The organism is Methylomusa anaerophila, assembly GCF_003966895.1.
In the GTDB taxonomy this organism is placed as follows: domain Bacteria; phylum Bacillota; class Negativicutes; order Sporomusales; family Sporomusaceae; genus Methylomusa; species Methylomusa anaerophila.
In genome coordinates this window covers 2376453-2403376 of the sequence record NZ_AP018449.1, presented here as the reverse complement: position 1 = coordinate 2403376, position 26924 = coordinate 2376453, and the positions used below count along the sequence as shown (strand labels likewise).

Below are 26924 nucleotides of genomic sequence, written 5' to 3'. Positions count from 1 at the left end.
CTTATCACCTCGCCGCTTCAATCTTATTCGTGGTGAAAGTATCTTTAAATTCTTTTATAGCTTTCTTGAGGACCTCTTCCGTGTCAGCGTCCAATGTTTTCTTTTCCCGAATGGTTTTAGCAACCTCGGCATAGTTGGCCCGCATAAACTTAAGGAAATCCTGTTCAAACTTGGTTACATCCGCAGCGGCAACATCGTCAAGATAACCGTGAATGCCGGTGTAGATGGACATCACCTGCTCCTCAACCACCATCGGAACATATTGGGGCTGCTTTAACAGCTCCATCATACGCTGTCCGCGATCCAATTGAGCTTTGGTTGCCTTGTCAAGATCGGACCCGAACTGGGCAAAAGCAGCCAGTTCGCGGAATTGGGCCAAGTCCAGGCGTAAGCGCCCGGCAACTTGCTTCATGGCTTTAATCTGAGCCGAGCCGCCTACCCGGGATACCGACAGACCGGCGTTGATCGCCGGACGAACGCCGGAGTAGAATAACTCGCTCTCTAAGAATATCTGACCGTCGGTAATGGAAATAACGTTAGTCGGGATATAAGCCGAAACGTCGCCGGCCAAGGTTTCAATTACCGGCAGAGCGGTGATTGAACCGCCGCCAAGTTCGTTGGACAGTTTAGCCGCCCGTTCCAATAAACGGGAATGGAGGTAGAATACGTCGCCCGGATACGCCTCACGTCCCGGCGGACGCCTTAACAGCAGGGACATGGCCCGATAAGCGGTAGCATGTTTGGACAAATCGTCATAAACACACAACACATGCCCGCCTTTGAGCATAAAATACTCACCCATCGTAACCCCGGCATAAGGAGCCAGGTACTGCAGCGGCGCACTGTCGGAAGCGGCAGCGGACACGACAATTGTGTATTCCATTGCGCCTGCGTCGCTCAGTGTTTTCACCACCCGCGCGACAGTGGATGATTTTTGGCCGATGGCTACATAAATACAAATTACGCCCTGGCCCTTTTGGTTAATAATGGTGTCCACGGCAATGGCTGTCTTGCCGGTACCCCGGTCACCGATAATCAGTTCCCGCTGACCGCGGCCGATGGGTACCATGGAGTCAATAGCCTTGAGTCCTGTTTGCAAAGGTTCCTTAACCGACTGACGGTCGGCAATGCCGGGCGCCCGGTATTCAACCGGCCGGAATTCCGTAGTATTGATAGGTCCTTTGCCGTCAATCGGCTGGCCGATAGCATTCACAACCCGGCCGACCATGACTTCACCCACAGGAACCTGCATGATGCGGCCGGTACGGCGAACCGTGTCGCCTTCCTTAATTTCAACCTCGCCGCCCAAAAGCACGGCGCCAACGTTATCTTCTTCCAGGTTGAGCACCATGCCAAAAACTTCATGCGGGAATTCCAGAAGCTCACCGGCCATGGCCTTTTCCAAGCCGTGGATCCGGGCAATTCCGTCGCCTACTTCAATAACGGAACCAATATCATCAACATTAAGATCCACTTGATAGTGCTCAATCTGCTGCTTGATGATGGCCGTTATTTCTTCTGGCTTCATTTTCATGTAGTTTGTCACCCCAATCTTAGTCCTCGAAAGAATATTCACCTTTAAGTAGGGAACTGCTTATAAACCGTCATGCTGCGTCGCCGCACCATCTGCGTTGCTGTTATCTGCGACAAGTTAACTCACGTTGATAACACTAACGAAATTAGAATCGTGCTTCTGCGGTCCTCACTCCAGCGTACGTCCAGTACGCTTCCGTTCTGGTCCTCGTCGAGCCTAGCATCTAACGATTTCTAAGCAGTTCGAGGCATTAGGTATGCTGAGCCGTTACGAAAATACAAAAGCAACACAGTGATTTAAGAAAAAACTTGGCTTGGGCTACTGCGCTAGGAGTGCCGCCTGCAAGGATTTCAGTTGGCGGACCACACTGCCGTCAATCAGCTTGTCACCAATTTTAACAATAACACCGCCTAAAATTTCCTCATTGACGTGAGATTTCAAGACAACCTTCTTGCAGGTAACTTTAGAAATTTTATCCGCCAAAGTCCGTTGTTGCTCAGGGTTTAGCGCCTTAGCGGTAATGACTTCCGCTTCCAGAATATTCCGGGCCGCATTCGCCAGTTTTACATATTCCCGGACAATGGCCGGAAGGGCCGCTTCCCGCCGTTTATCAATGAGCAGGAATAAAAAATTGCGGACAAAATCATCCAATTCGTTAGCGAAAATTTTATTCACTGTCTCTTTTTTGGCTTGGGCAGGAACCTGCGGATGATACATAAGCGTACTCAAATCACTATACCCGGCAATAGCGGACTGAACCAAATTCAGCTGGGCTTCCACCTGGTCCATCATGTTCTTTTCTGAAGCAATTTCATAAATGGCCTGAGAGTATCTTTGCGCCAGCTGGTTCATTAGCATGGCAGACCACCTATTTTCTTTTCATCCAGGCTATCGATAAAATTGGTCACCAGCTTGGCGTTAGCCTGCTCGTCAAGATTTTGGGCAACCACCTTGGCGGCTGCCGTGATAGCGAGGCTCACAACCTCACCTTTAATCTCGTGCAAGAACCGTTCCCGCTCCACTGCGATCTCCTCTTGGGTGGCTTTCAAAAGCCGGGTACTCTCTTCCCGTGCTTCTTTAAGAATATCTTCCTTGGCCTGTTCCGCCAGTTTTGTTGCTTTTTCCAGAATGGTCTGAGCCTCTTTACGGGCATCAGCCATTTGGGCCACATATTCCTGTCTCAGCTTCTCGGCAGCCAGCCGTTCCTGTTCGGCAGTATCCAGGCTTGCCTGAATCTTAGCCTGCCGGTCGGCTAATACCTTCATCAGCGGTTTATAAGCGACCTTGCTCAAAATTAACACTAAAATAAGAAAATTTATAATTTGCGCAAATAGCGTCGCATTCAAATCAATCAATGAGGGTCCCTCCTCTTTCCGGCGTATAAGGGGAGCGGCTGGCCGGAATGTTTTAGATCCTGCCAGTCGCCCTATAACGCTGCATTACTTAAATGAACGGATTAGCAAATACCAGTACGATGGCGATAACTACGGCAATAATAGGAAGCGCTTCGATCAAACCTACCGAAATCAGCATGTTAACAAGGATACTTCCTCTTGCTTCCGGTTGTCTCGCCATACCCTCGACTGCTTTCGCGGTTACTGCACCGTCGCCGATACCGGCGCCGATAGCGGCCAGACCGATGGCTAAGCCGGCTCCGATAGCGGAACCGGCAATAATAATAGCATGTTCCACAAAAAAACCCCCTTTCTGTCTAAATCTTTGCTGTTAAATGGATACCACGGATACCTGGGATACCTAAATAATGTAGGATGGGCAGCAATGTTTAATGCTGACCGTCCTGCAATGAGTTGGCAAGATACGACATGGACAGCATGGTAAATAGAAAAGCCTGTATAAGGCCGACAAATACACTGAAGGCCAGCCAAGCCGTCGGGACTACATACGGGACCAGCATACCCAAAATGATGAGCAGAATTTCGCCGGCAACGATATTGCCAAATAGCCGGAAAGACAGGGTTATCAGCTTGGCAATTTCTTCAATAAGGTTAATAATAACAAAGGGTAGGAAGGGTTCAAAGTAATGTTTGATATAGCGCACCGGCCCTTTGTTCACGATTGCCAGAACGTGTACCAGGACCAGCACCATCAGCGCTAAACCAAAGGAAGTGTTAAGGTCGTTCGTTGGTGATGTAAATCCGGGTATCAAACCTAATTCATTACCGACAAGCAGAAACAGAAACAGCGTAATAATCATGGGTGCCCATTTTTGGCCTTTCGGCCCCAGTGTAGACTCAATCTGGCCCATAAGAGCCGTAACGGCTATTTCCAGGCAGTTCTGCCAGCCGCCCGGCACAAGACTAAGCCGGCGAGTCGCCAGCACGGCCAGCAAAATAACAATCGCCATAGTCAGCCAGGTCATGTACAAGGTGTCAAGATGAAACGTCAACCCGGCAAGATGCGCCAGCTTATGACTGCCAATCTCATGACCATGTCCCATAGTTTTGCTTTCACTCCTTTCTTTTCAAATATTCACCATACTCGGTACCACTTGTCCTACCGATTCTGGAAATAAGCCCTGCTGCCACAATTATGGCGGCATTCAGCAGAAAAACTATCTGAAGTGAGAACATTCCCACTACTGCTGACCAAAAATCAACTCCCGGAATACGAAGGGATATGATAAGTATCATGACAATAAAACTCAAGCGAATAAGCCAGCCGGAGCGCATATAGCCGATGGCCCGCTCCGGCGGCAGGTCCACGCTTCGTTTAATTCTAAAACACATCAGCGTGTAATAAATTATACTGGCGGCGAATCCCAACAAAAAACCGGGCACAAGCCGCTGCCGTTCCGTCAGGTAGGCGCCGAGAAGCGTAACCAGTCCCCAGGCCAGCACCCCCCACACGGTGCGCCTTATTTCACCGGTAAAGTCATTCATATAACCTTGTTTTGTTTGCATTCTTGCATCCTCGTAGTCAGTGCAATCCTTCATTCATTAAATTATAGTCACTGCACATTACAATTGTAAATTAGTAAATCATTCTTGAAAACAATATGGACTACTGGTTTATAATTTTTTTATAGGTAGACCAAAGCCCGGCCAGCATGCCTAGCAGGATGCCAATAACCGTAAACCAGGGAAAGGTGTTCAGGTGGTTGTCGGCAAAACGTCCGCCAAAAAATCCTACCGCTGCAGTTGCCGCCATGTTGAGCCCAATGGCTCCCACTAAGCCAAAAGCATTAAGCACGGAATTTTTATCCCCTTTCGCCACAGCGCCACCTCCGGCGTGAAATACTTCCCACCGCCAGTATCCCCTAAATAATACCGTATTATTTACCAACAAACAGCTATAAACCTGCAACTGCTTTCCTTAAATTTTCTTTTAAGCAAAAATTCGATATATTTCTATTCGCTATGTTTTACTCAAATTCCTGCTGCCATTATAATTAATCAAATTAGAAAGAATTTTTTGAAAAAAGAAGGCGTCTTTGGTGTCTCGGTGGTTCCGCTTTCTTTGTCTTATGGCGTTTTAGATTTTTAGGATAGGAATTGGATTTGTATGTCTATCCCGCGGCACAATACCACGAAATAAATATATTGACACAATTGCGGCAACATACTACAATATATTATATAAAATAAGGAGGTTGTGGAAAATGGCTACCAGATCAATAAGAATAGACGAAGAACTGTGTAAACACGCAGAAAAAATAGGAAATGCCGAACATAGATCAATGCCAATGCAAATTGAATATTGGGCAAAAATTGGCCATCTTGTTTTAGAAAATCCTGATTTACCCGTTGAGTTTATACAAGAAATATTAAAGGCGAAATCATTAAGGGATGAAAAGGAGCCCTTCGCGTTCAGAGATGAAAATTGAACAGACACCCAATTTTCGAAGAGCCTATAAGAAGCTTCATCCGAATCAAGTTCCGGCAGTTAACAATGCAATTCGCCATATTGCCGATAATCCAGAAACCGGCGAAATGAAACGGGGAGATTTAGCCGGAATAAGAGTTTATAAATTTAAAATTCAAAGCCAATTATTTTTACTGGCCTATGAGATCGAGGCAGATGAAAAGGTTATTTTGTTAATGGCATTAGGAGTACACGAAAATTTTTACCGGGATGTAAAAAATTAAAATGCCGGCAAAAATTGGCCGGCCCTGTGTGTCCCCCCCTGTCAGCACTAACTCTCCCCTCCCCAGCCCTCAGTCCGCTTTTTCAGCCGCCGTACCCTGTTCATAAAAATGCACGGAAGATTGGGCGGAAAATTCCCGTACCGGCCCTTCTGTTGAATGCCACTTGACAGGCTCTTTTAATGTGCCGGAGATGACTTCTCCATTTTCACTGAATACAACGTTTTTTTTCCCGCTGAACTTTATAAAGCCGGCCGAATCGTCTGCCCGGTTGTTCGCGGCCCAGCCCACAGGCCGCAGGTTGGTATCCGCATCCAATACGCCGGACAAAAGCGCGCCGGAATCGTAAAAGGCGAGGGCCGTATTCGGCTTAAATGTCACAAAACCGTATTTTCCCGCCACCAAACGGACGGTTGCCGGCTCGGCGATGGTACCGGCAAGTACTTCTCCCTTTTCGCTAAAGGTAACCGTACTGCCGCCCTTGTACAACAAATGGCCGTAACCGGGAATAGCCATATTGTATTTTCTTTCGGCAAAAAAACGGGGATAGCGGGGAAAATACGGGCTAAGGTCCGTGTAAGCCGAAACATAGTAGTAATCGTCAATCACCCGCTCCCAGCCGCGGGGCTGGAGCAATGTGTCATCAGCCAGGGTGCCGGAAACAACCTCTCCCAGGTCATTGGTGCTAACCGTCGTACCTTTTTTAAATTGGATCAGATCGCCCACTGCCCATCCCTGGGGATGCAGTTTGGCGTCCTTGGGCAAAGTCCTGGTCGCCGCCTGCACCCAGGGGACAGTCAGCAAAAAGTACAATACCAAACCCAATAGGACGCCCGCCATCCGTCTAAGAGAAACACAACGCTGCATAACTCCCCATCTCCTTTGATAATTCTCAGGCCAACCCGTCATTTATAATTCACTGTTATTATTGTAGTATCCGATGCCAGATTCTGTCAATGCTGCATCCCTAGTTACAAGCCTCTCCTTACTACTCTATCAATTTCGGGGTAATTAGGATAATCAGCTCGCTTTCAGTTTTTTCCTTGGTTGTCGAGCGAAAGAACTGCCCGATGATGGGTATATCGCCCAATAGCGGGAATTTGACCGTATCCTGGGTTTCCTGGCGCTGGATCAGACCGCCAAGCACGATTGTTTCGCCGTTTTTTACCCGCAGCGTTGTTTCGGCCTGGCGGGTCCGGATGTTGGGGTTGCCGCTGCTGGTAGTGTCCGTTTTGTTGCTGACTTCCGGTTTGATATGGGTGCTTATAGTGCCGTCCGCATGGATGGTGGGCGTCACTTCCAGTTTGATGCCCACTTCCACGTAGGTGACCGTGGTGATGGTCGTGCCGCTGGAAATCTGCGTACTTTCCACCGCCAGCTTGTCGCCGATGAGAATTTGCGCCGTCTGTCCGTCCAAAGCGGCAATCCGCGGGCTGGCCAGCAGCCGGCCTTTTTTGGTTTCCACCAGATGGCGAATCGTGGCCGAAACATTGACGCCGTATTCCTCATGGTTGGGAATGCCCAGCCCGAGGCGAAAAGAACTGCCGTCGGTCGTCGCCGCGCCCGGCAAGGCGGTGACCGGCCCCCAGTCGATGCCGATTTTTCTGGCATCGTCCCGCGATACCTCGATCGCTTCGGCTTCAAAAATAACCTGCTTCGGCGCGACATCAATCCTGGCCAGCATGTCCTTAACCATGGCGCAGTCCTCCTCGCTGCCGACCGCCACCAGCATGCCGTTAATAATTTCCGCCCTGACCCGGTTATCCGGAAATAAAGCGGCAAGCATCGCTTTCACTTGCTCGGCCTTTACGTATTCCAGCTTGATGACCAGCGGCGACAGCCCGGTATTTGCCGGCAGGCCGGGGTCGGGGGCCGGCAGGTCGAAGGCAGGCTGCGGCGCGGCCGCCGGAGCCTGATCCGGCGGGTTGGCCGGCGGATCAGCGGGATTCGCCGCCGGCGCCTGCCCCGGCGTACTGTCCGGGCCGCCGGCTGGCGCCGCACCGGCAGCGGCCGGCGGCGGTCCGTCATTCACCGCGTCGGTCGAAGCGGCAACCGGCAGCGTAAAAATAAGCAATCCCGCAATCAAGGCAGCAACCGCGGTTTTTCGGTATTGTCGCAAAAACATTTTCTCGCCTCGTTTCTCTAAGAAGCAGACAGTTATCGAATAGGGCCGGCCCTGCGCCAAAGCAAAAGAGCCAGTACAACAGTACCAGCTCCTTTTACAAACACCGGACCGCCGTATAGCCAATGTTTTGATTTTTCGCGTTGTTTTTAGACCTGATTGCACGCCGGTCAGGGCCGGGTCCTGATAGCCCTGGATGGTTGGTGCTGCCCGCCTGCCCGATTAAGAGATCCTTCCTTTCCCGGGCGAATAAATCCCACAAAAAGCAAAAAACTCCCTCACGGGAGGTACGTACGCTAGACTGGCGGGACAGGCCTGACGGCCGGCCGTTCCGTAATCTCCTCCCTGTCGCTCGCAGGTCAAATGGCGATTGCCGGACAGGCAGTTCTCCTGACTCCGGTTCATCGCTTCCCCGCGCCTTCCCAAAGCAGGCCGCTTCAGTGGCAACTAGGCGAGATTGCTCCCCGTTACAGTGGCGGGACCGTGCCGGCATCACACCGGTCTTCCCTATTAAGCCCCCAAGGGCACCTATCCCGTATTTTCCTTTTCTGCTTCTTATGATATCTTAGGATAAATATAGCGTAAATCCCTCATATGAGGTATTTGGTGGATAATTATGCACAATTGTCAAAAAAAAATTGTCTGCCATTACGGATAAGGCTGGTATTGGAGAGTGTCAGAGACGGGGTTCTTGACAACTATTGTGCTTTTAAGTGAGTCACAGAACCGTCCCTATGCCACTCACGTTTGCCGCTCATTTGTTCTATTTCGTCCTGTTTGTGCCTGTGGCGGTATGTAACTTATGAAATATTTGTACTTTTGAAAATAAGCAGTGGATAAGCAGTTTTTTATAAAGACTTCCGGCATTTCCGTATGGGTTTTTGCTATTCACTAATTTCTATCAAACTATCAATGAAAGCATTCATGAATGTGATAAAAGTTTGAGCATTGTTTAATTGTTGCAAAGTCTCTTCCCTGCTAACAATATAAAAATCATCATAATCAGTCTTATTCCTTACCCTGAAAGCATTGGCCAGCATCTGGTAATAATTCGTTTCAACCCTTTTACTAGCAATATACTGCTGATTAAAATAGCCTAAAATACTTGAATGTTTTTTAGAATCAAAACTATCTATAGCCAATAATGCTCTAGTTGCATGAAACATCGCATAATATGACCGGTTAATTGAGTTTGCTAGCCGACTTTCTTCAAAAGCATCCTGAGCATCCGCAAGACATTCCTTCGCCTTTAACATACGATACTTAGACAACTCTAACATATCAGCTTGCATAAAATTCAATACCTTCGTTCTTTACATTACGGTAAAAAGGCAATACTGGCAACCAATGATAAAACTGTTCATAATTTTTATCAATAATTGCCGGAAGAACACCATATTTAACAGAAATATCGGTCATTACTTCTGCAAGAACATTATTATATTTACATAATTCAGCATCACGTAAATTGACCAACACCATTACATCCATATCTGAATACACTTCTTCTTCTCCACGAGCATACGAACCAAAAAGGATTACCTGGCGTAAGTCATCACCAAAAATTCTGCGCATACTGCCAACTATTTCATCCATAATTTTATTTACGTAATCTTTCTTATCTTTAGCGATAGGCATAGCCCATGTTTCCTTTCCTTATATTTCATCTACATTCTATCTACACATTATCATTATTACCAAATCTTCGTCAAGCTAAATCCACTTCTGGGAGTAACGCCACCAAATTGCCTGACATTATAATCCTTCCAGGAAAAAATTCGCTATAACCTCATTATAGCGTTTTATAAGGAAAAATGAACACCGTACAAAATGTCGTCCTGCATCAAATTCATTTGTATACCAGATTCTGTCAATGTCGAATTAACCCCCTTGCGTGGAGTGTCAGGGGACGGGGTTCTACTGTGTTTTTAAATGAGTCACAGAACCGTCCCTTTTGACACTCGGCGGGTTGGCCGGCGGATCAGCGGGATTCGCGGCCGGCGCCGGTCCGTCATTCACTGCGTCGGCCAAAGCGGCAACCGGCAGCGTAAAAATAAGCAATCCCGCAATCAAGGCAGCAACCGCGGTTTTTCGGTATTGTCGCAAAAACATTTCCTCGCCTCGTTTCTCTAAGAAGCAGACAGTTATCGAATAGGGCCGGCCCTGCGCCAAAGCAAAAGAGCCAGTACAACAGTACCAGCTCCTTTTACAAACACCGGACCGCCGTATAGCCAACGGCGGCGCAGGAAAAAACGATAGGATTACTTCGTGGTTTTGATTTTTCGGGCTGCTTTCAGGCCGGATTGCACGCCGGGCAGGGCCGGGTCCTGATAGCCCTGGAGGGTGGCGCCCGCCTGCCCGATTAAGGCGACGGAGTTGAGGTTGGGATATTGGGAGCCGCCCAGTATCGTTTGCGCCGGCAAACTCACTATGGAGGTGTAAGTAGATGCGATGCGGAGGTCGACCTGGTTGCCTTGGGCGAACCACAGCCGGTCGGCGGCAGTTTCATAAAGCAGCGCCCAGTAGTAACCGGCGGTGTTGAAACTCTGTTTTTCCGTGCCGAGGCTGCCGGAGGCGATAGCCGTCGCTGTGGTTTTGTACACCTTCCCGGTCATTGTTGCGTAGCCGGGGGTGTACCTGCCGACCAGAAGATAGGCATCGCCGGCGGTGCTGAGGGTAATATCCCGGAATTCGTACGGAATTGCCGTGCCCGACGTAAAAGGCGTGGCCACCGTCATATCGGCGAGGTTCACCACATTCAGCTTGGACTCCCCGCTGTTGTAGGTCCCGTCATCCCGCTGCTTGCCGCCAACGGCGGCAACGTAGAGCTTGTTATTGTAAGACTTCAGGGTGAAGGCGTTTTTGCCCACCTGAGCGGCAGTGCCGACTGCAGCCAAGGTGCTTTTATTGAGTTTAACCACTTTGCTGGTCAGGTAATTAGGGTTGGTCGCATAATCATCGTCCACTTCCGTAAACAGGCCGTAGACGTAGTCACCCACGGCGGCAATGGCCACACCGTGTTTTTCATAGCCCGTGGTCCCCGGGAATGTGTAGGTGGCGGTCACGGAGTAGGCATCGCCCGCCATGTTGATTTGAACGATCTTCGCGGTGTCATAGTCCACCGCGTAGAGATAGCTCCCGGATGTGGCGATGCCGTATAAGTTGACAATGTTGGCGCCGGCCAAATCGGCAATAGATTTCACCTGGGTCCACGGGGATGTGGCCGGGTTGTAGATTAGGACTTCAGGGTTACCTGTAGCGGCAGTATAGTTATAAACAAGCATCCGGGGCTGGCCGTTGGCGTCGGTGAAGGAGTGCACCGCCGGGGCGCCGTTCAAAGGCGTGGAGACGGCGCTGGGGGTTACGGAGCCGGTGCTTGTGATGGTCCCCACTTTCCCCTGGCTATAACCGGAGTTCACCACCGTATAGGCGGAGTTGGCCCAGGCGGTGGTAGCAAAGGCCATCACCAGCGCTAAGACGATCCATACTTTTTTAAACAGTTTCATACTCATGTCCCCTCCTATTTTTACAGTCCTGATTTTCCGCTTGCTGCTTGTCCCGAAGTTGCTTTCACCCCCTTTCGCTGCTTTAAGGCTTTTCGCATCACCTCCTTTCCTGGAATTCCATTTCTGTTAACCTGGTATGTCAGAACACATGTAACTCTTACGCAAGGCTAAAAATTATATTGCACTGTCGCGTAGTAAGTCCGTCCCTGCAGCGGATAGGCAGCGTTGGACTCCTTCCTCACATTTAGGCCGTAACCGTCGGTTTCCGTATAAATCTCCTTCAGTTCCGGTCCCTTGTCAAAAAGATCGTTGACGCCGACAACCAACTGGGCATTTTTGTTCAGTTGGTACCGGCAGCCCAACCCTACGGTAGTAAGCGCCGTCTGCATATATTGACTAGAACCACCACCCAAAGTAGATAAACTATCGGCGTAATACTGTTCGCCCGTATAGTTTATTTCCGTGAACAGGGCTGTCTTGCTGTCCGGACGGTAGGTCAGGCGCAGCTTTCCTTCCCATTCCGGCGTATAGGTCATAGGGTAATCATTCCAGGTATAAAGGCCGGCGGGAGTATTACCGGTAGTGGAAGAACTTCTGGCATGTACATAGGTAGCGGCCAGATTGAGATCCCATTTGGCCCAGGTCAGATTGCTCTGCAGTTCCACGCCGCTGGCTTTGCCTTTGGCCGCATTCACATAGCACCAGTTGTTAATGCCATACCGCTGCAGTTGCAGCAGATTTTCCGACCGACGGCTGAAATAGGTCAGGGAGATATCGGCGTCGGCCTTGAGCCACCTGCCCTTCCAGGCAGCGCCCACATCCCACTGGATTCCCTCTTCCGGCTGCGGATAAACGGAGCCCCAAGCGTTACCGTGCGCATCAGTACCGGGGCGCGGCAGAATGCCGGCCCCGTCGCCGGCAATCTCATAAAGGTTCAACAGCCGGTAGTACTTGCCGTAGGAAGCGCGCAAGGTCAGACTGTTGCTCACCTTCTTTTTCAGGGCGAACTGCCAGGTGGTCTTGCTGTCTCTCTGTTCATCGTCCGCCTTCAACCATCCCCCCCCCCTTTTTTCCCGGGAACTGCCTAATATATCGGAAGAGTTGTAGCGGATACTGGGAGTAAACCACAGGTCGCCGGCATCATTCAGGGTAATGGTATCCTGCAGCTGGACATTAAAGAGGGTTTGGCGATATTTATATTTCCATTGCTTGTTAGCTATTGAATTAATATCATCCATTCTCCATCCCTTAATATCCATTGTTTCGCGGGAATAGTTCAGCAGGAAGTCCAGCAGATGGTTGCCGGCTTTGAAGGACCCGTCCAGCGAAGCGCCGAACCTGCGGGAGTCATAAGCGCTCCAGACGGAGAGCGGCTTCGTCATGGCATAGCTGCCTGGTGCAAGATCAGGATTGCTGTACCTTTTCTCCTGGTCCAGATAATTGACATTCCAGCCCCATTCCAGGTTGCCGCTGGTATCCCGCCGGCCGACCAGAATATCTTTGGCGGTAAGCTCCTGTCTCTTCCTCAGATTAGTCTTCTGGTAGGACGGACCTGGCGCGTCGGGCGAATATTCATCAGGCACATCCTCCTTATCCCAGCATGTGTTGCCACTAAGTGATAGCGGCATCAGCCGGTCGATTTGCTTCCAGCCGGCCTTGACCTGCCAGTGCTCATCCTGCCATTTGAGGAGCGCGTCGGTATTTTTATAGCTGTTATTCATGCGATAGCGGGTCGGCGAAAGACGCTTGAGATAGGCCAAGTAGTTTTTCTCTCTAATATAATCCGTGTTGTCGGCGGAAATCTCGCCCCGGGCAATCTGACCTTCGAGATCTGCAACAGATTGCTCATAAGACGCCAGTAGGGTAGCAATACCATTCTGATAACCAAAATTCGTATAGCGGAAATCCCCGTCGCTTTGGTCCCGGTTGATTCCCACCATTAAGGAGCCGCTGCCCAGGGGGGCATCCACCTGCAGGCTGCCGGTGTAGCCGCCCCAGGAGCGTTGCCCGTAGGAAGCGGAAATATCGGCTTTTTCCGGCTTTTTGGTGACGATGTTGATGACGCCGCCCATGTAGGTGCCGCCGAAGCGGGCCGGGACATAGCCCCGGTACACCTCAATCCGGGCCACGTTTTTCACCGGGATGGTGGAGATGTCCACCGCCGCGTCGCCCCCCAGATTGGTCAGCACGCCGTCGACGAACACCCCCACCTGGGAGGCGGTGCTGCCCCGCACGGAGACGGTGGTGTACTGGCCGATGCCGCCGGCGGAATAGCGCACATGCACGCCGGGGACTTCCTTCAGGAGGTCGGGCAGCGTTTTTTGCTCGCCTTTGTATTTATCCGGTTCAATGACGGTCACGGTGCCGGGGGACAGCTTGTCCTCCCACGCCGGGCGGGGCGCTTCCACCACCACCGGCTCCAGGGCGTAGCCGGAAGCAGGGGCGCTTTCCCCGGCAGGGGCGGGCGCCGGCGCCGGACTGGGTTCGTCAGTCGCAGCCGGTTCGGGGGAAAGGTCGGTTGGGCCGGGCTGGCCGGCGGCGGCGCCGTCACGGGCGACAGCGACCGGCTGCTTGTCCGGCCCGGCAACCGGCAGCGCCAGGTCGTCGCCGGCGCCTATTGCTTCGCCGGCGGCGATCAGGCTGTTGCTGCCGGCGCCCTCCGCCGGCGGTTCAGGCCCGCTCGCCGGCGTACTGCCGGCAACCGCTGCCGGCGTCACGGCCGGCGCTGCCGCCTCCTGGGGCTGAGCCGGCGGTTTCTGCCGGGAAGCGAAGCCGCCCCACCGCCAGTTGAAGCCGCCGTTTACCTGCCAGTCGGTCTTGACATCGCCGCCGAAGGTGTGGAGCACATTCACGTTGAAATTGCCGCTGGGGGAGATCCTGGCATTGGCGCCCAGGGCCAGCTCGCACCAGGTATCCCTGGCGGCGCCGGTTTCTATGGCCTGGGTCCCGCCGGAATAGCTGCCCCGCAGGGACCCGCTGCCGGCGAAATCATGGTTGACCGTCACCCTGGCGTAGAAATTCCCTTTTTCGCCCAGGGACCGGCCGGCCAGCACGCCCACCTGCCCGGTCAGAACGTCCACCTTGCCTTGGGTCACCTGCAAGCCGTTGCTGGTGGGATAATCCGCGTCATCGATCCGGCCGGCGGCCAGACCGACGTGGGGTTCCCAGAACCAGCCGTTGGTCAGGGGTTTATGCAGGCCGTAGCGGGCATTGAGGCCGAAGGCCCAGGCATGGTAGTCGGCGTCGATTTTGCCGCCGTTGCTGTAAAAATAGTAATCGTTGTGGAGTTTGGAGCCCCGCAGCATGAGGTCCAGATAGCGGCCGTTACGGCCCACCCAGGCGGCATAGGCGCCGAAGCCGCTGCTCTCGGAGCTGCCGCTGCCGGTATGAAGGCCGGTGTCGGCCCTGGTCTGCTGGAAGAATAGCCCGGTATACAGCCGGCCGCCGTAGAAACCGCCGGGGCGCTCCTGATCGTAGCCGACTTGCAGGCCGTGATAGTTTTCCCGCACGCTGCGGCCGTAGCTGCTGTTATTGGTAAACCGGCCGCCGTAGGCGTTGGTCCAGATGCCTTCCCGGCGCCTGGCCTCGGGGGTGTGCAGTTCGTCCAGGCGGCTGAGGGTGTTGGCATTTTCCAGCCGCCACAGGTTGCGCATCGCCAGCTGCATGTCGCCGGCGGTTTTGGCCGACTCCGACAGAAGGCCGGTGTTGTCGACGGTATAGTCCAGCAGATCGGCAAACACCATATATTCGGGTTGATACTCGTTGCCGCCTGCCTCCGAAGTCTCGATCACCGGCGTCACTTTGTAGACATTCAGGGGGGCGTCCAGATAGGAGGCCTGGCCGGCAATCCGGAACTGGCCGGATGTTTGTTCATAAATTGTTAAAAACCTCGTCCCGCTTGTTCCGAAAGTCTTCGAACTGCTGTTGATCTTCAGCGGATCAAAACCGATGATATTGCCAAGCTGGACATATATTGTGCCGCCGCCGGCCACCGGGCTGGTATAGCTTCCCAAAGTGATACGATTCACTGACGGGGTGACACTGAGAGAGTATTCCCCATTATAGACGGCAGGTGCCGCGCTGATCCGGAAAACCGCGCCGTCCGCCAGCGTGGCGTCCGTTACCCATAAATTACGGAAAAAGTTACTCCCGCCTATTCCAAACTGTTCTCCCCAAAACACCGGATTAGGCGTTTCCTGCCAGGTCAAATCAATAATGCCGCCGGCCTTTACGTCAAGCTTATCGATATAAATCTCGTAAACCGGAAGATAGTACGGATCGCCAAACGTTATGGCATCCATCGGCCGCCAGCGGCCGCTATTTTGGATGGTCACGTCTGTATAAGACGTACCGTAATTTATTTGGCCGGAAGCATCCGCCGTCGTTTCTTTCACGCTATCCGCCTCCACCGTCACCGAGGCCCCCGCTTCAGCCGCATAGGCAGGGCCCCCGGGCTGGGCCGCGAAACCCAGGGCCAGGGCGCAGCAGATCCGCATGGCCAAAGCTTTTTTCTTTAACTTGCCGCTTTGCTTTGCTTGTTTTGCTTTGTGTTGTCTCAACCAATTTCTCCCCCTCCATGTTGATACAAGGATTATATAAAAAAAACTCCCTCACGGGAGTACTTACGCTAATTGGCGGACAGGCTTGCCGCCGGCCGTTCGTAATCTCCTCCCTGTCGCTCGCAGGTCAAATGGCGATTGCCGGACAGGCAGTTCTCCTGACTCCGGCTCATCGCTTCCCCGCGCCTTCCCGAAGCAGACCGCTTCAGTGGCAACTAGGCGAGATTGCTCCCCGTTACAGTGGCGGGACCGCGCCGGCATCACACCGGTCTTCCCTATTAAGCCCCAAGGGCACCTATCCCTGTATTTTCCTTTTCTGCTTTTTATGATATCGCAGGACAAACAGGACGTAAATCCCTCACATGAGGTATTCGATAGATAATTATGCATAAATTATTAAAAAACTTGACAAGACCCGGTCCCTCACGCGACCGGGTCTGTATCGGGCCATGCTGATGTTCAGTTGCCGCCGAAAGGGGTGATGCGCCGGCGCTTACAGCCAGCTTGTGCCGTTGGTTGTCCTGACGCCGTCGCTGAAGACGAAGGTGCTGAGCCTGTTGCCGCCGCTTTGGTCCCAGTCGGCGATGGTGACGGTATTGGCGCCGATGGTGACGATGAGGTCGCCGCCGCTGCTGCCGCCGAGGCCGACGGCGGCGGCGGAACTGGCAAAGGCGCTGAAGTCGATCGTGTCATAGCGGTTGTCCGGGGCCGCGGCAATGGTATCATGGCCGAAGTCGCCCTGGAAGCTGTAGACGTCGCTGCCGCTGCCGCCATAGAGGGTGTCGCTGCCGTCGCCGCCGTCGATTATGTTGTCCAGGCTGTTGCCGGTCAGGATGAGACCGTCCGTATTGATGCCAAACAGGTTTTCCACGTTATCCGGCAGGGTATAGCTGGTGAGATTCAAGAGGGTTACGGAGTCGACACCTTCCCCGGGATTCTCCTGCACCGCATCGCCGGGATTGTCCACAATATAGGTGTCGTTGCCGGCGCCGCCGTACAGGTCGTCGCTGCCGTCGCCGCCGTCCAGCCAGTCGTCGCCGCCACTGCCGAAAAGCAAGTCGTTGTCCTCGCCACCGAAAAGCAAGTCGTTGCCCTCGCCGCCGAAAAGCAGGTCATTGCCGGCGCCGCCAAACAGCAGGTCGTTGCCTTCGCCGCCGAAAAGCAGGTCGTCACCCTCGCCGCCGTCCAGATAATCGTCGCCGGCGCCGCCAAACAGCACGTCACTGCCCTCGCCGCCGTCCAGATAGTCACTGCCCTCGCCGCCAAACAACAAGTCACTGCCGCTGCCGCCGTACAAGTAGTCGCTGCCGCCGCCGCCATACAGCAGGTCGTCACCGTCCCCGCCATCGAGTGAGTCGTCGCCGTCCCCGCCAAACAGAAGGTCGGAACGGTCATAGCCGTAGATCGCGTCGCTGCCGCTGCCGCCGAATAAGAAGTCAGACCGATTGCTCCCGTAAATATCAGCCATTTTCATTCACTCCTTTGTCCCTTGTATTGTAGATTATCAACCAGAACCGGAGGTAATTCCATGAGTTTTTACCCCGCCGTGAGGAGCAGGACAATCCCGGTTTCTGCTTTCAGCATATCTCAGGACAAGGAGGCCGTAAATGCCTCAGATGAGGTATTTTTCCTATATTTCTCAATTTTTTTTTAAAAAAGCCAAAAAAAAAAACGGGGCGCTTGGCAACCGCCGACGCCCCGTTCTACTTGCCGCCGCAAAATTGGCCGGGCCGCTCCCGGGTTAAGCCATATTTCCATAAAACGCATTTTACAATGCGGGCCGCAGCCAAGCCGTCGCCATAGGGATTGCAGGCATTGGACATTCGTTCATATTCAGCCTGATTGGTAAGAAGAAGTTTGGTGGCAGCGTAAACTTTTTCCCTGTCGGTGCCGATTAGTTTTACCGTGCCGGCCTCGATAGCCTCCGGCCGTTCGGTAGTATCCCGGAGCACCAGCACCGGTTTTCCCAGGGCCGGCGCTTCCTCCTGGATGCCGCCCGAATCGGTGAGAATCAGGTGGGAGCGGGCCATCAAATTGGCAAAAGGCTGATAATCCAAGGGATCAATCAATTTCACCTGACTGACTCCGCCCAGTTCCTCCTGCACCACTTTCCGTACCAGGGGATTTTTATGCACCGGAAATACAATCTCCACCTTGTCACTGAATTCCGCGGCAATATCACGCAGGGCCTGATAAACGCGGCGCATAGGCTCACCCAGGTTTTCCCGCCGGTGGGTGGTTACAAGAATGATTTTCAGGGTCGCATAATCAACCTGCTGCAATATGTTGTCGGCAAAACGATAAGCGGGGTCAACCGTGGCCTTCAGAGCGTCGATCACCGTGTTGCCGGTAACAAAAATACTCTCGGGGCCTACGGCTTCCGCCAGGAGATTCTCCCTGGCCGTCCCGGTGGGAGCAAAATGCAGGTCCGTCAGCGAGCCTGTCAGTTTACGGTTCATTTCTTCGGGAAAGGGGGAGTACTTGTTATGGGTCCGGAGCCCGGCTTCCACATGGCCGACGGCAATCTGGTGGTAAAAGGCGGTCAGGGCGCCGGCGAATGTGGTGGTGGTATCGCCGTGCACCAGGACGATATCGGGTTTTTCCTGCGCCATCACCTGGTTTAAACCTTGTATGGACCGGCAGGTAATATCAAACAAAGTCTGACCTTTGCACATAATGTCAAGATCGTGGTGCGGTTCTATCTGAAACAGGCTTAGAACCTGGTCAAGCATTTCCCGGTGCTGCGCAGTAACCGCCACCACCGGGGTAATCATCTCAGGATATTTTGCCAGTTCCAGCACCACCGGCGCCATTTTGATTGCTTCCGGGCGAGTGCCGAAGACCGTCATAACTTTGATCCGGGACATAAAAACATGCTCCTTTCCATTCCCTTTCCCCATGTGTTCTATGTAGAACGATTGCCTGACACGAAAAGAAAAACGCTAACGCGTCTTGCCGACGACCAGCAGGCGAAGGACAGCCTTTATTATAAGCGGTGGTTAAACGGCAGGGTCGCAGCGTTAATAAGGCTAATAAACAAGGGGGGCGGGCAATGAAACGCCCGCCCTTGTGGTAAAAGTTAAAAGATTTCAATGGGTTTTAACGGATTCGCTCTCGGGTATAACACCGTCATTGTTTTTGAGAACGCCAATTTTCTTTGCCCCGATAAAGGCCACGATAACAATGATGAGCAAAATCAAAGCCGCATATATTTCGCTGACGGCAGTCAGGGCGATGGCGCTAACGCCTAAGCAGCTGCTGATAACATACATGAGGAGCACCGCCTGTTTCTGACTTAAGCCCATCGCCAGCAGGCGATGATGCAAATGGCCTTTATCCGGCTTAAAGATGGGTCTGCCACTGGTATAACGGCGGATAATCGCAAAAGCGGTATCCATAATCGGCAGACCAAGAGCTACAATGGGAACTACCAGGGCGATGGTTGTCGCACTCTTAACGGCGCCGAGAATGGACACGGCCGCCAATATATAGCCTAAAAACATGCTGCCGGTATCACCCATGAAAATTTTGGCGGGATTGAAGTTATGCTGTAAAAATCCCAAGGCGCTGCCGGCTAACGCGGCGGTCAATATGGCCACCGTCCAAAAGTTTTGTTCGAGAGCTACCAAAAGTATAGTAATGGAAGCGATGGTTGAAACGCCCGCAGCCAAACCATCCAGTCCATCGATCAGGTTAACGGTATTGGTGAGACCGACTACCCAGAGAATGGTAAGAGGAACAGAAAGGTAATCCACATACAGCATATCGCCGAAGGGATTGGTAATCCAGTCGATACGAATGTTGAAAAGAACCAGTATGCCGGCAGCTGTTATTTGTCCTAAAAGTTTGACTTTGGCGGATAATTGCTTTAAGTCATCAATAATGCCGACGGCCAGTATCACCGTTCCGCCAAGCAGCAGGCCGCAAATTTCCCGGCTCACATGCATGCTGGACAATACAGCCAATACAAAGCCAAAATAGATAGCCAGCCCGCCCATACGGGGAATGGGAGTTTTGTGCACTTTACGGGCATCGGGAGCGTCAAGAGCCCCGGCCTTAATGGCCAGATCCTTTACATGGGGCGTAATCAGATAAGCCGCCGCCAAGGCAACCGCAAAGGCCACTACATACGTTTGCATATGTTATAACACCTCATTTCTAGGCAACACCCCATACATTGTAACCCAAATCTTTAAAACTTGTCAACGAGCAGTATCTGGACAAATTCTCATCTATTATTTAGTATTTTCATTACCAATAACTATATGCATTTAATATCGCCTTAGAACAAGTTATTCAGCCTTTCAGCTGCAATACCCCTTGCGCTTCAGTTTCGCCACATGGCGGCTGACTAAACAGGGTATATCGACTGCATAACGTTCGGCCAATATGTACATCATAGTAAAGCAGCACTGGGCAACGTCTAACAATTCCAGGGCCGAACCCCGGAAAACTTCTGTTTGGTCAAGACCGGCCTTTTCCCCTGATGCCCGGGAATGTTTGCCTATGTACTGGGTAAGTTCGCCAAGTTCCTCCTGAATTTTGCAGACGGTAGTCAGCAGTGTCACACCGCTGATTGCGAGTCGCGGCAAATTCAGACATTTAAAGTTTCCCGGCTGGGTTCCTGCGGCCTGTCTAGTGGAAATACTATAGGTTCGGCTTTCATCATAGCGATAGTTCTTAGCCGTCAGTTTGCGCAAATGATAAGTCACTAAATCGTCCACATTCACCCCATGATATTCTTCCATTACAAATATCATGGTAACACAGACTTGCGCCACATCCAGCAGTTCTTCAGCTACATCGGCCAGGAGACCGGGCGCCTCAATCCGGTCAGCCAGTTCCGCCGGCGAATACTGCTCATAGGGCAAAAATTTCAGAACTGCCCGCGCCAGTTCCCCGGCCTCTTCCATGGCTTTCAACAAAGTAGAAGCCAGCGTCGGCGTAAGGCTGTCGAGTTTAGGCAAATAAATGGCGTCAAACACATAGTTTTCCTCCCGCAACATTTGGACACGCAGGCAAGACAAACCCAATTCTCAATATATTTCGCCGGCAATCGGCAAATTCCTGCAGCATTGGGCAGGTATCTTCCTTAATATATTCAATAATATATTCAATAATATATTCAATATATTCTTTTATATATTCTAATATACTCTTTGTAAACTATTATTATTTAATATTTTTTTTCTTCAAACAGCTTGCAATAACTTGTAAAATATTTAGGACATACTGTATAATAAGGGTGTATTGGGATAATAAGAATAAAAAACATATAAGGGGGAAACAGCATTGAAGATCAGCGGCAGAAACAAACTTCCCGCTCAGGTGAAGGAAATTGTAAAAGGTGCAGTGATGGCTAAAGTTGTCATGGATTACAAGGGGGAAGAAATTGTAGCGGCTATCACTGTGGATTCTGTGGACGACTTAGGTTTAAAACCCGGAGATGAAGTAACGGCTTTAATAAAATCAACCGAAGTCATGGTAATGAAGTGAACTCGTTTCAGCATAGCTGAAACATCGAGGATTCAGGTGGAGAGTCTACTCCACCTGAATTAACGCCGTCTGTAGAGGCGGAATTCTTGACTCATTAACAGATAAATGCAATAGGGGAAGTAGTAAATAGGAACGTCGGGTAGTCGCCACCAATGAGGTTGGCGGCTTTTGTTTTAGCAATTAACAGGAACGCTTTGTAAATATAGATTATCCGGACACATATCAATATCATCATTCCAGGCTATAGTATAATCAAAAACAATATGGACTTTTTTAAATAATTCTTTATTGCGGAGTGGTTGAAATACCGGTTTGTCAAGCAGAGGTTTTACGTCAAATATTCGCTTCTCGCCGGTGTTAAATTCAAGTAATAGTTCATAGTCATCAAGAGGGGTAACACTTTTGACTTGTTTAATTAAGTTCACCTTTTGAAACAAGGTCATTCATAGAACTTATCTCTCCTTTTTACGCCGGGGTTACTTGGTGCCAAATATACGGTCGCCGGCATCTCCCAGACCCGGTACAATATAACCATGGTCATTCAGGTGGCTGTCAACCGCCGCCGTGTAGATTTCCACATCCGGATGGCGGGCGCTGACGGCTTTAACGCCTTCCGGTGCGGCAACCAGGCACATAAGTTTAATGTTCCTGGCTCCCCTGACCTTTAGCATTTCAATGGCAGCCACCGCCGAACCGCCGGTAGCCAGCATAGGATCGATAATAATGAACTCCCGTTCGGCCACGTCGGTGGGAAGCTTGCAGTAGTATTCCACCGGTTTTAAGGTTTCAGGGTCCCGGTATACGCCAATATGACCCACTTTAGCGGCGGGAATAAGCTTAAGAACGCCGTTTACCATACCAAGTCCCGCCCGCAGAATGGGTACAACGCCCAGTTTCTTGCCGGTAAGCACTTTGCATTTGCATTTAGTCAGGGGAGTTTCAATCTCCGTCTCCTCCAGCGGCAGATTGCGGGTCAGTTCATAAGCCATAAGCATGGCGATTTCTTCAAGCAGTTCGCGAAACTCCTTGGTACCCGTGTTTATATCGCGTATTAAGGACAACTTATGTTGAATCAATGGATGATCGATGACTTTTACTTGCATGGAAATCAGCTCCTTAAAGTAACTTGTGCGCATTAAGCAGGGAACTGCTTATAAACCGCCATCTGCTTCGTTGCTCCTGCGGTCCTCACTCCAACGTACCTCCAGTACGCTTCCGCGAGGTCCCCGCACAAACTATTATGCCAAGTCAACGAAATCAGAATCGTCGTCGCGCCTCCGGTCTGACTATGATAGTTCGAACTTGTAATTAGCAAATATCATTGCAATAAGTTTTTTTCATATACAACGGTATCTGACGATTTCTAAGCAGTTCGTGGCAATTGATAAGCTGGGTAAACCTTACGCGAAGGCTTTTACTTCTCGTGGTAAAGCGGGTACTTTTGGCATAAGTCCCGGACCAGGGCAAGTGCCTTCCCCTTAAAATCCGGATTGTCCGGGTGGTTCAACGTCATGGCGATAATCTCGCCGATAACCGACATATCAGCCTCAACCATGCCGCGGGAGGTCACTGCCGGCGTCCCGACGCGAATGCCGCTGGTAATGAGCGGGCTGGCCGGATCATAAGGAATAGCGTTTTTATTAACGGTAACGCCGATCTCATCTAAAAGATGCGCCGCCTGTTTACCTGTCAGATTTTTATTTCTCAAATCCACAAGCATGAGATGGTTGTCGGTGCCGCCGGACACCAGAGTAAAACCCTGCTGTTTGAGTTTGTCGGCAAGAGCCCGGGCATTTCTGATAATTTGCGATTGATACAGGCGAAACTCTTCGCTTAACGCTTCTTTGAGCGCCACAGCTTTGGCAGCAATAACATGCATAAGCGGCCCGCCCTGGATACCTGGGAATAGTGCCTTATCGATTGCCTTGGCATGCTGCCGGCGGCAAAGAATCATGCCGCCCCGCGGCCCCCGTAAGGTTTTATGGGTAGTAGTTGTGACGATATCCGCTTGCGGTACCGGACTGGGATGAAGGCCGGCGGCAACCAAACCGGCGATATGAGCCATATCCACCATAAACAGGGCGCCGGACTCTCTGGCAATCTCGCCCAGTTTGGCAAAATCTATAATTCTGGGATAGGCGCTGGCGCCGGCCACCAGCATTTTAGGGCGGTGCTTAAGCGCCAATTCTCTTACCTGGTCATAATTGATAAGATGGGTCTGGTGATCTACGCCATATGGTAAAATTTGGAAATATCGTCCGGAGATATTAACCGGACTGCCATGAGTCAGATGTCCGCCATGAGCCAGATTCATACCTAAGATCAAATCACCTGGTTTTAAAAAAGCAAAATAGACTACTGTATTAGCCTGGGCACCGGAATGGGGCTGGACATTCGCATGTTCGGCCCCATACAAATCTTTGGCCCGTTCAATGGCCAGCTGCTCCACCATGTCAACGTATTCACAGCCGCCGTAATAGCGCTGCCCTGGATAACCTTCCGCGTATTTGTTGGTCAATACCGAGCCCTGGGCCTCCATTACCGCCTTGCTGACAAAGTTTTCGGAAGCAATCAGCTCCAGTTTATTCTGCTGCCGGGCGCGTTCAAGATCAATTGCCCTGGCAACCTCCGGGTCCACTCCTGCCAAAATACTCATGACGACACTTCCTCCTACTGCAATAAATATTTTCCCGTAACTATTTCTCCTATTTTTTCCCTTTTTCTATGTACAGATTTCATAAACCGCGCGCGCGCCGCCGACCAGTTTGGGTCTTGTGCGGGCGGCAATTACCAGTGCCTGGCCGATTTGTTTGTTAGTCAACCGAACCGGGACGGCAACTTTTTTTAAATGCATGCCGATCAGAGTGCACCCTATGTCAAGTCCGGCGTGAGCGGCAATGGACTCAACCACCACCGGGTCGGCAAAGTCGCGCATGGCTTGCGCCGCCAGCGACCCGCCGGCTGTGGCGACAGGTATGACGGTAACTTCCTCAAGATTATATTTTTCCATAACAGCCCGTTCTACCACCAAAGCCCGGTTAAGATGCTCGCAGCATTGCACGGCCAAATAGACCTGATGCCATGAGCAGGCTTTCATGAGGCTTATTAATATCTTGGCGGCAACCACTTCCGAACCGTAAGAACCTATACGGGCCCCCTGAACTTCACTGGTACTGCAGCCGACAACCAAAATCTGATCTTTTTGCAGTTTAGCTGTCTTTAGTAATTCTTCCGCCGCCTGTGCGGCCTGCCGGGCGATTGTCGCCAAATCAATCTCCATTTTTTCACCACCCGCAATCCAAATAGCGTTAATAAGGCTGTCTTGCGCCGTACGGTTAAAGCAGCTTGTCCAAGGCGCAAATCTTTTCAACTCGCTGCCGGTGACGGCCGCCGGCAAATTCCGTCTTCAGCCAAACATCCACAATCATGCGGGCAAGACCCCAGCCGATAACCCGCTCCCCCAGCGTCAGGATGTTGGCGTCATTGTGTTCGCGCGACATTTGGGCCGAGTAAACATCATGGCACAAAGCCGCCCGGATACCTTTGACTTTGTTGGCGGCAATACATACACCGATGCCTGTCCCGCAGACAATAATGCCCCGGTCACATTCCCCGGCAGCAACTGCTTGCGCTACCGCCAAGGATATGTCGGGGTAATCGACAGATTCAGTTGAATGTGTACCATAATCGCGACAGGCTACACCCTTTTCAGCCAAAAACTTCTTTATTTCTTCCTTCAGACAGAAACCGCCATGATCGCTGCCGATTGCTACTAACAAAATCAAAACCTCCTAGTAACTATTCACATTAAGCGGGGAACTATCCTGAAAATCTAAAACCTCATAAGACAAAGGAACCGGAACCACAGAGACACTGAGGACACAGAGGGACACAGAGAAAGGATAACGAAGAGCGTTGAAAAAACATAAATAATGAATCCCTCTGCGTTTCTCTGCGCCCTCTGCGCCTCTGTGGTAAAACGTTCTCCATTTTCATTTCTTGTGGTGCCCAATATATTAGCAGGGAAGTCTGCTTAGAAACCGCCATCTGCGGCGCTTAGCAGATACAAGTGACAAATGATTATTTTTCGGCTTTTACTCTTCATTTCCTGCCAGTTTGACAATTTTTTGCCAGGATTTATCCAGCAGGCGGTTGATTTGGGACGCGCATTCCCGGTAATCATTTTCCGAGCCGCCGAAGGGATCAAAAATGTCGGCGGACTCGTCGGCGAACTCAGATAAAGTATGTACTTTGCCGGTGGCTTGAGGCAGCAAGCGGCAGACAGCCTGCTTATGGGCCCGGGTCATAGTCAATATTAAGCCGGCGGCTTGTACCATGGCAGGAGTCAGTCGCCGCGAGCGGTGATTATCGATGTTCAAGCCCCACCGGCGAATTGCGGCCCGGGCAGGCTTGGCTGCCGGTTCCTCAGCACCGGCCAGGCCGGCGGATTCCACCCGTATCAGGCGGCCGACATTATTTTGAGCGAATTTATCCTGCAAAATAGCCTCAGCCATAGGGCTGCGACAAGTATTTCCCGTGCACACCAGCAAGACTTTAAACACGAATGTCCCCAACTCCTCCGATTGTATGTCCGGCATAATTTTATCATACCAGGGGGTAAATTGCCAGAACTCCCTTTTGTCAAAAACAGCCTATATGCCGCATTAAGAATTGACATCCAGGTATTAGGATAAGCTGAGGTTAAGCGGCAGCAGTTCACAACGTTGCCCATATGATGTGACATCCTAGCAGAAACAAAACCGAACCTCCTATTTGCTCGGCTTTTGATCCCAGGCAGCGCCCTACCTTACGCCCCAAGCCCAGCCCCAGGATGGCGATTAAAAATATTACGCCCCCTAGTACTGCGCTTAGCTTAAACAAATCAACATCAATCATGCCAAGGCTGAAGCCTGCCGCCAGCGCATCAAGGCTGACACCGGTCGCCAGCATCACAAGGGTTATACCCTGCAGCGGATGATTCAAGGGTGGGTTGATATTGCCGCTATGGTCACTGCCGACTGCATTCTCCCGGATCATATTCACACCCAGGCCGGCCAGCACCAACGCGCCCATAATTTTTGCGCAGTTTTCCACCGTGGTTACCGGCCATTCGATATGATAGGCGCCCACATGCTCCACCATGTAACCCAGCCAATGACCGGCATGGTAACCTGCAAGCAGCATCCCAATATGAAAAACAGCAAAAACAGCCGCTGATTGCAAAATTACCAAACGCCTGATCCGGTTCATGCCAATGGGGATGGCAACAGAAAATAAATCCGTCCCCAACGCTGCGCTTAAAACAAACAATTCAAACGTACTCAAACTCCTCACCCCATATCCATGTATATGAGGCGAAGCCAGGTTATATGAAGCACTCCACTCTCGTATGTATTCAGATTATCAAATGCCACGAACTGCTTAGAAATTGCCAGATACCGTTGCATATGAAAAAAACTTATTGCAATGATATTTGCTAATTACAAGTTCGAACTATCATAGTCAGACCGGAGGTGCGACGACGATTCTGATTTCGTTGACTTGGCATAATAGTTTGTGCGGGGACCTCGCGGAGGCGTACTGGTGGTACGTCGGAGCGAGCAC

28 protein-coding genes and 2 riboswitches are annotated in these 26924 nt (G+C 51.3%); of the genes, 3 read left to right on the top strand and 25 right to left on the bottom strand.

The window, feature by feature from the left end:
- Nucleotides 1-4 precede the first annotated feature (4 nt).
- From atpA to MAMMFC1_RS10840, 7 genes are all read right to left on the bottom strand, one after another.
- Complete coding sequence (gene atpA, locus MAMMFC1_RS10870; RefSeq protein ID WP_126308536.1) at nt 5-1534, bottom strand: F0F1 ATP synthase subunit alpha; 1530 nt, start codon at nt 1532-1534, stop codon at nt 5-7.
- A gap of 318 nt (nt 1535-1852) precedes the next feature.
- Nucleotides 1853-2392 (bottom strand): ATP synthase F1 subunit delta, encoded by a 540-nt coding sequence (atpH, locus tag MAMMFC1_RS10865; RefSeq protein ID WP_126308535.1) that lies wholly within the window; start codon nt 2390-2392, stop codon nt 1853-1855.
- The gene (gene atpF, locus MAMMFC1_RS10860) at nt 2386-2889 is read right to left on the bottom strand and encodes a F0F1 ATP synthase subunit B (protein ID WP_126308534.1); all 504 of its coding nucleotides are present in this window, start codon (nt 2887-2889) and stop codon (nt 2386-2388) included. Before atpF ends, atpH begins: the two co-directional genes overlap by 7 nt.
- Before the next feature lie 88 nt (nt 2890-2977).
- Nucleotides 2978-3226 (bottom strand): F0F1 ATP synthase subunit C, encoded by a 249-nt coding sequence (gene atpE, locus MAMMFC1_RS10855; RefSeq protein WP_126308533.1) that lies wholly within the window; start codon nt 3224-3226, stop codon nt 2978-2980.
- Nucleotides 3227-3317: 91 nt separating this feature from the next.
- Complete coding sequence (gene atpB / locus MAMMFC1_RS10850; protein WP_126308532.1) at nt 3318-3992, bottom strand: F0F1 ATP synthase subunit A; 675 nt, start codon at nt 3990-3992, stop codon at nt 3318-3320.
- A 10-nt stretch (nt 3993-4002) separates the two neighbouring features.
- On the bottom strand, nt 4003-4488 hold the full coding sequence (locus MAMMFC1_RS10845) for an ATP synthase subunit I (RefSeq protein WP_126308531.1): 486 nt from the start codon (nt 4486-4488) through the stop codon (nt 4003-4005).
- A 67-nt stretch (nt 4489-4555) separates the two neighbouring features.
- Entirely contained in the window at nt 4556-4768 is a 213-nt protein-coding gene (locus MAMMFC1_RS10840) for an AtpZ/AtpI family protein (RefSeq protein WP_126308530.1), read from the bottom strand.
- Between the two features lie 385 nt (nt 4769-5153).
- Here MAMMFC1_RS10840 and MAMMFC1_RS10835 point away from each other — a divergent pair, with 385 nt between their 5' ends.
- Both MAMMFC1_RS10835 and MAMMFC1_RS10830 read left to right on the top strand, forming a co-directional pair.
- Complete coding sequence (locus MAMMFC1_RS10835; protein ID WP_126308529.1) at nt 5154-5378, top strand: TA system antitoxin ParD family protein; 225 nt, start codon at nt 5154-5156, stop codon at nt 5376-5378.
- A complete protein-coding gene (locus MAMMFC1_RS10830; RefSeq protein WP_126308528.1) occupies nt 5368-5640 on the top strand; it encodes a type II toxin-antitoxin system RelE/ParE family toxin in 273 nt (90 codons plus the stop codon). Before MAMMFC1_RS10835 ends, MAMMFC1_RS10830 begins: the two co-directional genes overlap by 11 nt.
- A gap of 69 nt (nt 5641-5709) precedes the next feature.
- Here the strand turns inward: MAMMFC1_RS10830 and MAMMFC1_RS10825 are convergent, their stop codons facing one another.
- The 11 genes from MAMMFC1_RS10825 to MAMMFC1_RS10775 form a co-directional block, all read right to left on the bottom strand.
- Nucleotides 5710-6504 (bottom strand): hypothetical protein, encoded by a 795-nt coding sequence (locus MAMMFC1_RS10825; protein WP_126308527.1) that lies wholly within the window; start codon nt 6502-6504, stop codon nt 5710-5712.
- 121 nt (nt 6505-6625) lie between these two features.
- Nucleotides 6626-7924, bottom strand: coding sequence for a type II secretion system protein GspD (locus MAMMFC1_RS10820; protein WP_126308526.1), 1299 nt, complete (start codon nt 7922-7924; stop codon nt 6626-6628).
- Nucleotides 7925-8122: 198 nt separating this feature from the next.
- A riboswitch (cobalamin riboswitch) is annotated at nt 8123-8306 on the bottom strand.
- Between the two features lie 337 nt (nt 8307-8643).
- The gene (locus MAMMFC1_RS10815) at nt 8644-9051 is read right to left on the bottom strand and encodes a HEPN domain-containing protein (RefSeq protein WP_126308525.1); all 408 of its coding nucleotides are present in this window, start codon (nt 9049-9051) and stop codon (nt 8644-8646) included.
- Nucleotides 9041-9397 (bottom strand): nucleotidyltransferase domain-containing protein, encoded by a 357-nt coding sequence (locus MAMMFC1_RS10810; RefSeq protein ID WP_126308524.1) that lies wholly within the window; start codon nt 9395-9397, stop codon nt 9041-9043. Before MAMMFC1_RS10810 ends, MAMMFC1_RS10815 begins: the two co-directional genes overlap by 11 nt.
- A 279-nt stretch (nt 9398-9676) precedes the next feature.
- Nucleotides 9677-9871 (bottom strand): hypothetical protein, encoded by a 195-nt coding sequence (locus MAMMFC1_RS10805; protein ID WP_126308523.1) that lies wholly within the window; start codon nt 9869-9871, stop codon nt 9677-9679.
- A gap of 149 nt (nt 9872-10020) precedes the next feature.
- Nucleotides 10021-11265 carry a hypothetical protein gene (locus MAMMFC1_RS10800; protein WP_126308522.1) on the bottom strand — a complete coding sequence of 415 codons (1245 nt, stop codon included), beginning with the start codon at nt 11263-11265 and terminating at the stop codon, nt 10021-10023.
- 167 nt (nt 11266-11432) lie between these two features.
- Entirely contained in the window at nt 11433-15824 is a 4392-nt protein-coding gene (locus MAMMFC1_RS10795; RefSeq protein ID WP_126308521.1) for a TonB-dependent receptor domain-containing protein, read from the bottom strand.
- 131 nt (nt 15825-15955) lie between these two features.
- A riboswitch (cobalamin riboswitch) is annotated at nt 15956-16138 on the bottom strand.
- Nucleotides 16139-16317: 179 nt separating this feature from the next.
- Entirely contained in the window at nt 16318-17292 is a 975-nt protein-coding gene (locus MAMMFC1_RS22895; protein ID WP_324332386.1) for a calcium-binding protein, read from the bottom strand.
- 235 nt (nt 17293-17527) lie between these two features.
- The gene (gene wecB, locus MAMMFC1_RS10785; protein WP_126308519.1) at nt 17528-18691 is read right to left on the bottom strand and encodes a non-hydrolyzing UDP-N-acetylglucosamine 2-epimerase; all 1164 of its coding nucleotides are present in this window, start codon (nt 18689-18691) and stop codon (nt 17528-17530) included.
- Nucleotides 18692-18913: 222 nt separating this feature from the next.
- Entirely contained in the window at nt 18914-19963 is a 1050-nt protein-coding gene (locus tag MAMMFC1_RS10780; protein ID WP_126308518.1) for an MraY family glycosyltransferase, read from the bottom strand.
- 165 nt (nt 19964-20128) lie between these two features.
- The gene (locus tag MAMMFC1_RS10775; RefSeq protein WP_126308517.1) at nt 20129-20809 is read right to left on the bottom strand and encodes a nucleoside triphosphate pyrophosphohydrolase family protein; all 681 of its coding nucleotides are present in this window, start codon (nt 20807-20809) and stop codon (nt 20129-20131) included.
- A gap of 307 nt (nt 20810-21116) precedes the next feature.
- Here MAMMFC1_RS10775 and MAMMFC1_RS10770 point away from each other — a divergent pair, with 307 nt between their 5' ends.
- Complete coding sequence (locus MAMMFC1_RS10770) at nt 21117-21320, top strand: TOBE domain-containing protein (RefSeq protein ID WP_126308516.1); 204 nt, start codon at nt 21117-21119, stop codon at nt 21318-21320.
- 173 nt (nt 21321-21493) lie between these two features.
- Here MAMMFC1_RS10770 and MAMMFC1_RS10765 read toward each other — a convergent pair whose 3' ends face one another.
- The 7 genes from MAMMFC1_RS10765 to MAMMFC1_RS10735 form a co-directional block, all read right to left on the bottom strand.
- Nucleotides 21494-21763, bottom strand: coding sequence for a DUF2442 domain-containing protein (locus MAMMFC1_RS10765; RefSeq protein ID WP_126308515.1), 270 nt, complete (start codon nt 21761-21763; stop codon nt 21494-21496).
- A gap of 33 nt (nt 21764-21796) precedes the next feature.
- The gene (gene upp, locus MAMMFC1_RS10760) at nt 21797-22423 is read right to left on the bottom strand and encodes a uracil phosphoribosyltransferase (protein ID WP_126308514.1); all 627 of its coding nucleotides are present in this window, start codon (nt 22421-22423) and stop codon (nt 21797-21799) included.
- A gap of 311 nt (nt 22424-22734) precedes the next feature.
- A complete protein-coding gene (locus tag MAMMFC1_RS10755; protein WP_126308513.1) occupies nt 22735-23976 on the bottom strand; it encodes a serine hydroxymethyltransferase in 1242 nt (413 codons plus the stop codon).
- Between the two features lie 66 nt (nt 23977-24042).
- A complete protein-coding gene (locus MAMMFC1_RS10750; RefSeq protein ID WP_126308512.1) occupies nt 24043-24600 on the bottom strand; it encodes a TIGR01440 family protein in 558 nt (185 codons plus the stop codon).
- Between the two features lie 55 nt (nt 24601-24655).
- Nucleotides 24656-25099: a ribose 5-phosphate isomerase B gene (rpiB, locus tag MAMMFC1_RS10745; RefSeq protein ID WP_126308511.1), complete on the bottom strand. Its 444-nt coding sequence runs from the start codon at nt 25097-25099 to the stop codon at nt 24656-24658.
- Between the two features lie 315 nt (nt 25100-25414).
- Nucleotides 25415-25918, bottom strand: a complete 504-nt coding sequence (locus MAMMFC1_RS10740; RefSeq protein ID WP_232035772.1) for a low molecular weight protein arginine phosphatase — start codon at nt 25916-25918, stop codon at nt 25415-25417.
- Nucleotides 25919-26036: 118 nt separating this feature from the next.
- A complete protein-coding gene (locus tag MAMMFC1_RS10735; protein WP_126308509.1) occupies nt 26037-26645 on the bottom strand; it encodes a manganese efflux pump MntP in 609 nt (202 codons plus the stop codon).
- Nucleotides 26646-26924 lie beyond the last annotated feature (279 nt).

What these genes read in the sequence shown, in the direction of transcription:
- atpA (WP_126308536.1), bottom strand. Translation starts at nt 1,534, where the DNA reads ATGAAAATGAAGCCAGAAGAAATAACGGCCATCATCAAGCAGCAGATT.
- atpH (WP_126308535.1), bottom strand. Translation starts at nt 2,392, where the DNA reads ATGCTAATGAACCAGCTGGCGCAAAGATACTCTCAGGCCATTTATGAA.
- atpB (WP_126308532.1), bottom strand. Translation starts at nt 3,992, where the DNA reads ATGGGACATGGTCATGAGATTGGCAGTCATAAGCTGGCGCATCTTGCC.
- MAMMFC1_RS10845 (WP_126308531.1), bottom strand. Translation starts at nt 4,488, where the DNA reads ATGAAGGATTGCACTGACTACGAGGATGCAAGAATGCAAACAAAACAA.
- MAMMFC1_RS10835 (WP_126308529.1), top strand. Translation starts at nt 5,154, where the DNA reads ATGGCTACCAGATCAATAAGAATAGACGAAGAACTGTGTAAACACGCA.
- MAMMFC1_RS10830 (WP_126308528.1), top strand. Translation starts at nt 5,368, where the DNA reads ATGAAAATTGAACAGACACCCAATTTTCGAAGAGCCTATAAGAAGCTT.
- MAMMFC1_RS10825 (WP_126308527.1), bottom strand. Translation starts at nt 6,504, where the DNA reads ATGCAGCGTTGTGTTTCTCTTAGACGGATGGCGGGCGTCCTATTGGGT.
- MAMMFC1_RS10815 (WP_126308525.1), bottom strand. Translation starts at nt 9,051, where the DNA reads ATGCAAGCTGATATGTTAGAGTTGTCTAAGTATCGTATGTTAAAGGCG.
- MAMMFC1_RS10810 (WP_126308524.1), bottom strand. Translation starts at nt 9,397, where the DNA reads ATGCCTATCGCTAAAGATAAGAAAGATTACGTAAATAAAATTATGGAT.
- MAMMFC1_RS10805 (WP_126308523.1), bottom strand. Translation starts at nt 9,871, where the DNA reads ATGTTTTTGCGACAATACCGAAAAACCGCGGTTGCTGCCTTGATTGCG.
- MAMMFC1_RS10800 (WP_126308522.1), bottom strand. Translation starts at nt 11,265, where the DNA reads ATGAAACTGTTTAAAAAAGTATGGATCGTCTTAGCGCTGGTGATGGCC.
- MAMMFC1_RS22895 (WP_324332386.1), bottom strand. Translation starts at nt 17,292, where the DNA reads ATGGCTGATATTTACGGGAGCAATCGGTCTGACTTCTTATTCGGCGGC.
- wecB (WP_126308519.1), bottom strand. Translation starts at nt 18,691, where the DNA reads ATGTCCCGGATCAAAGTTATGACGGTCTTCGGCACTCGCCCGGAAGCA.
- MAMMFC1_RS10780 (WP_126308518.1), bottom strand. Translation starts at nt 19,963, where the DNA reads ATGCAAACGTATGTAGTGGCCTTTGCGGTTGCCTTGGCGGCGGCTTAT.
- MAMMFC1_RS10765 (WP_126308515.1), bottom strand. Translation starts at nt 21,763, where the DNA reads ATGACCTTGTTTCAAAAGGTGAACTTAATTAAACAAGTCAAAAGTGTT.
- upp (WP_126308514.1), bottom strand. Translation starts at nt 22,423, where the DNA reads ATGCAAGTAAAAGTCATCGATCATCCATTGATTCAACATAAGTTGTCC.
- MAMMFC1_RS10755 (WP_126308513.1), bottom strand. Translation starts at nt 23,976, where the DNA reads ATGAGTATTTTGGCAGGAGTGGACCCGGAGGTTGCCAGGGCAATTGAT.
- MAMMFC1_RS10750 (WP_126308512.1), bottom strand. Translation starts at nt 24,600, where the DNA reads ATGGAGATTGATTTGGCGACAATCGCCCGGCAGGCCGCACAGGCGGCG.
- MAMMFC1_RS10740 (WP_232035772.1), bottom strand. Translation starts at nt 25,918, where the DNA reads ATGCCGGACATACAATCGGAGGAGTTGGGGACATTCGTGTTTAAAGTC.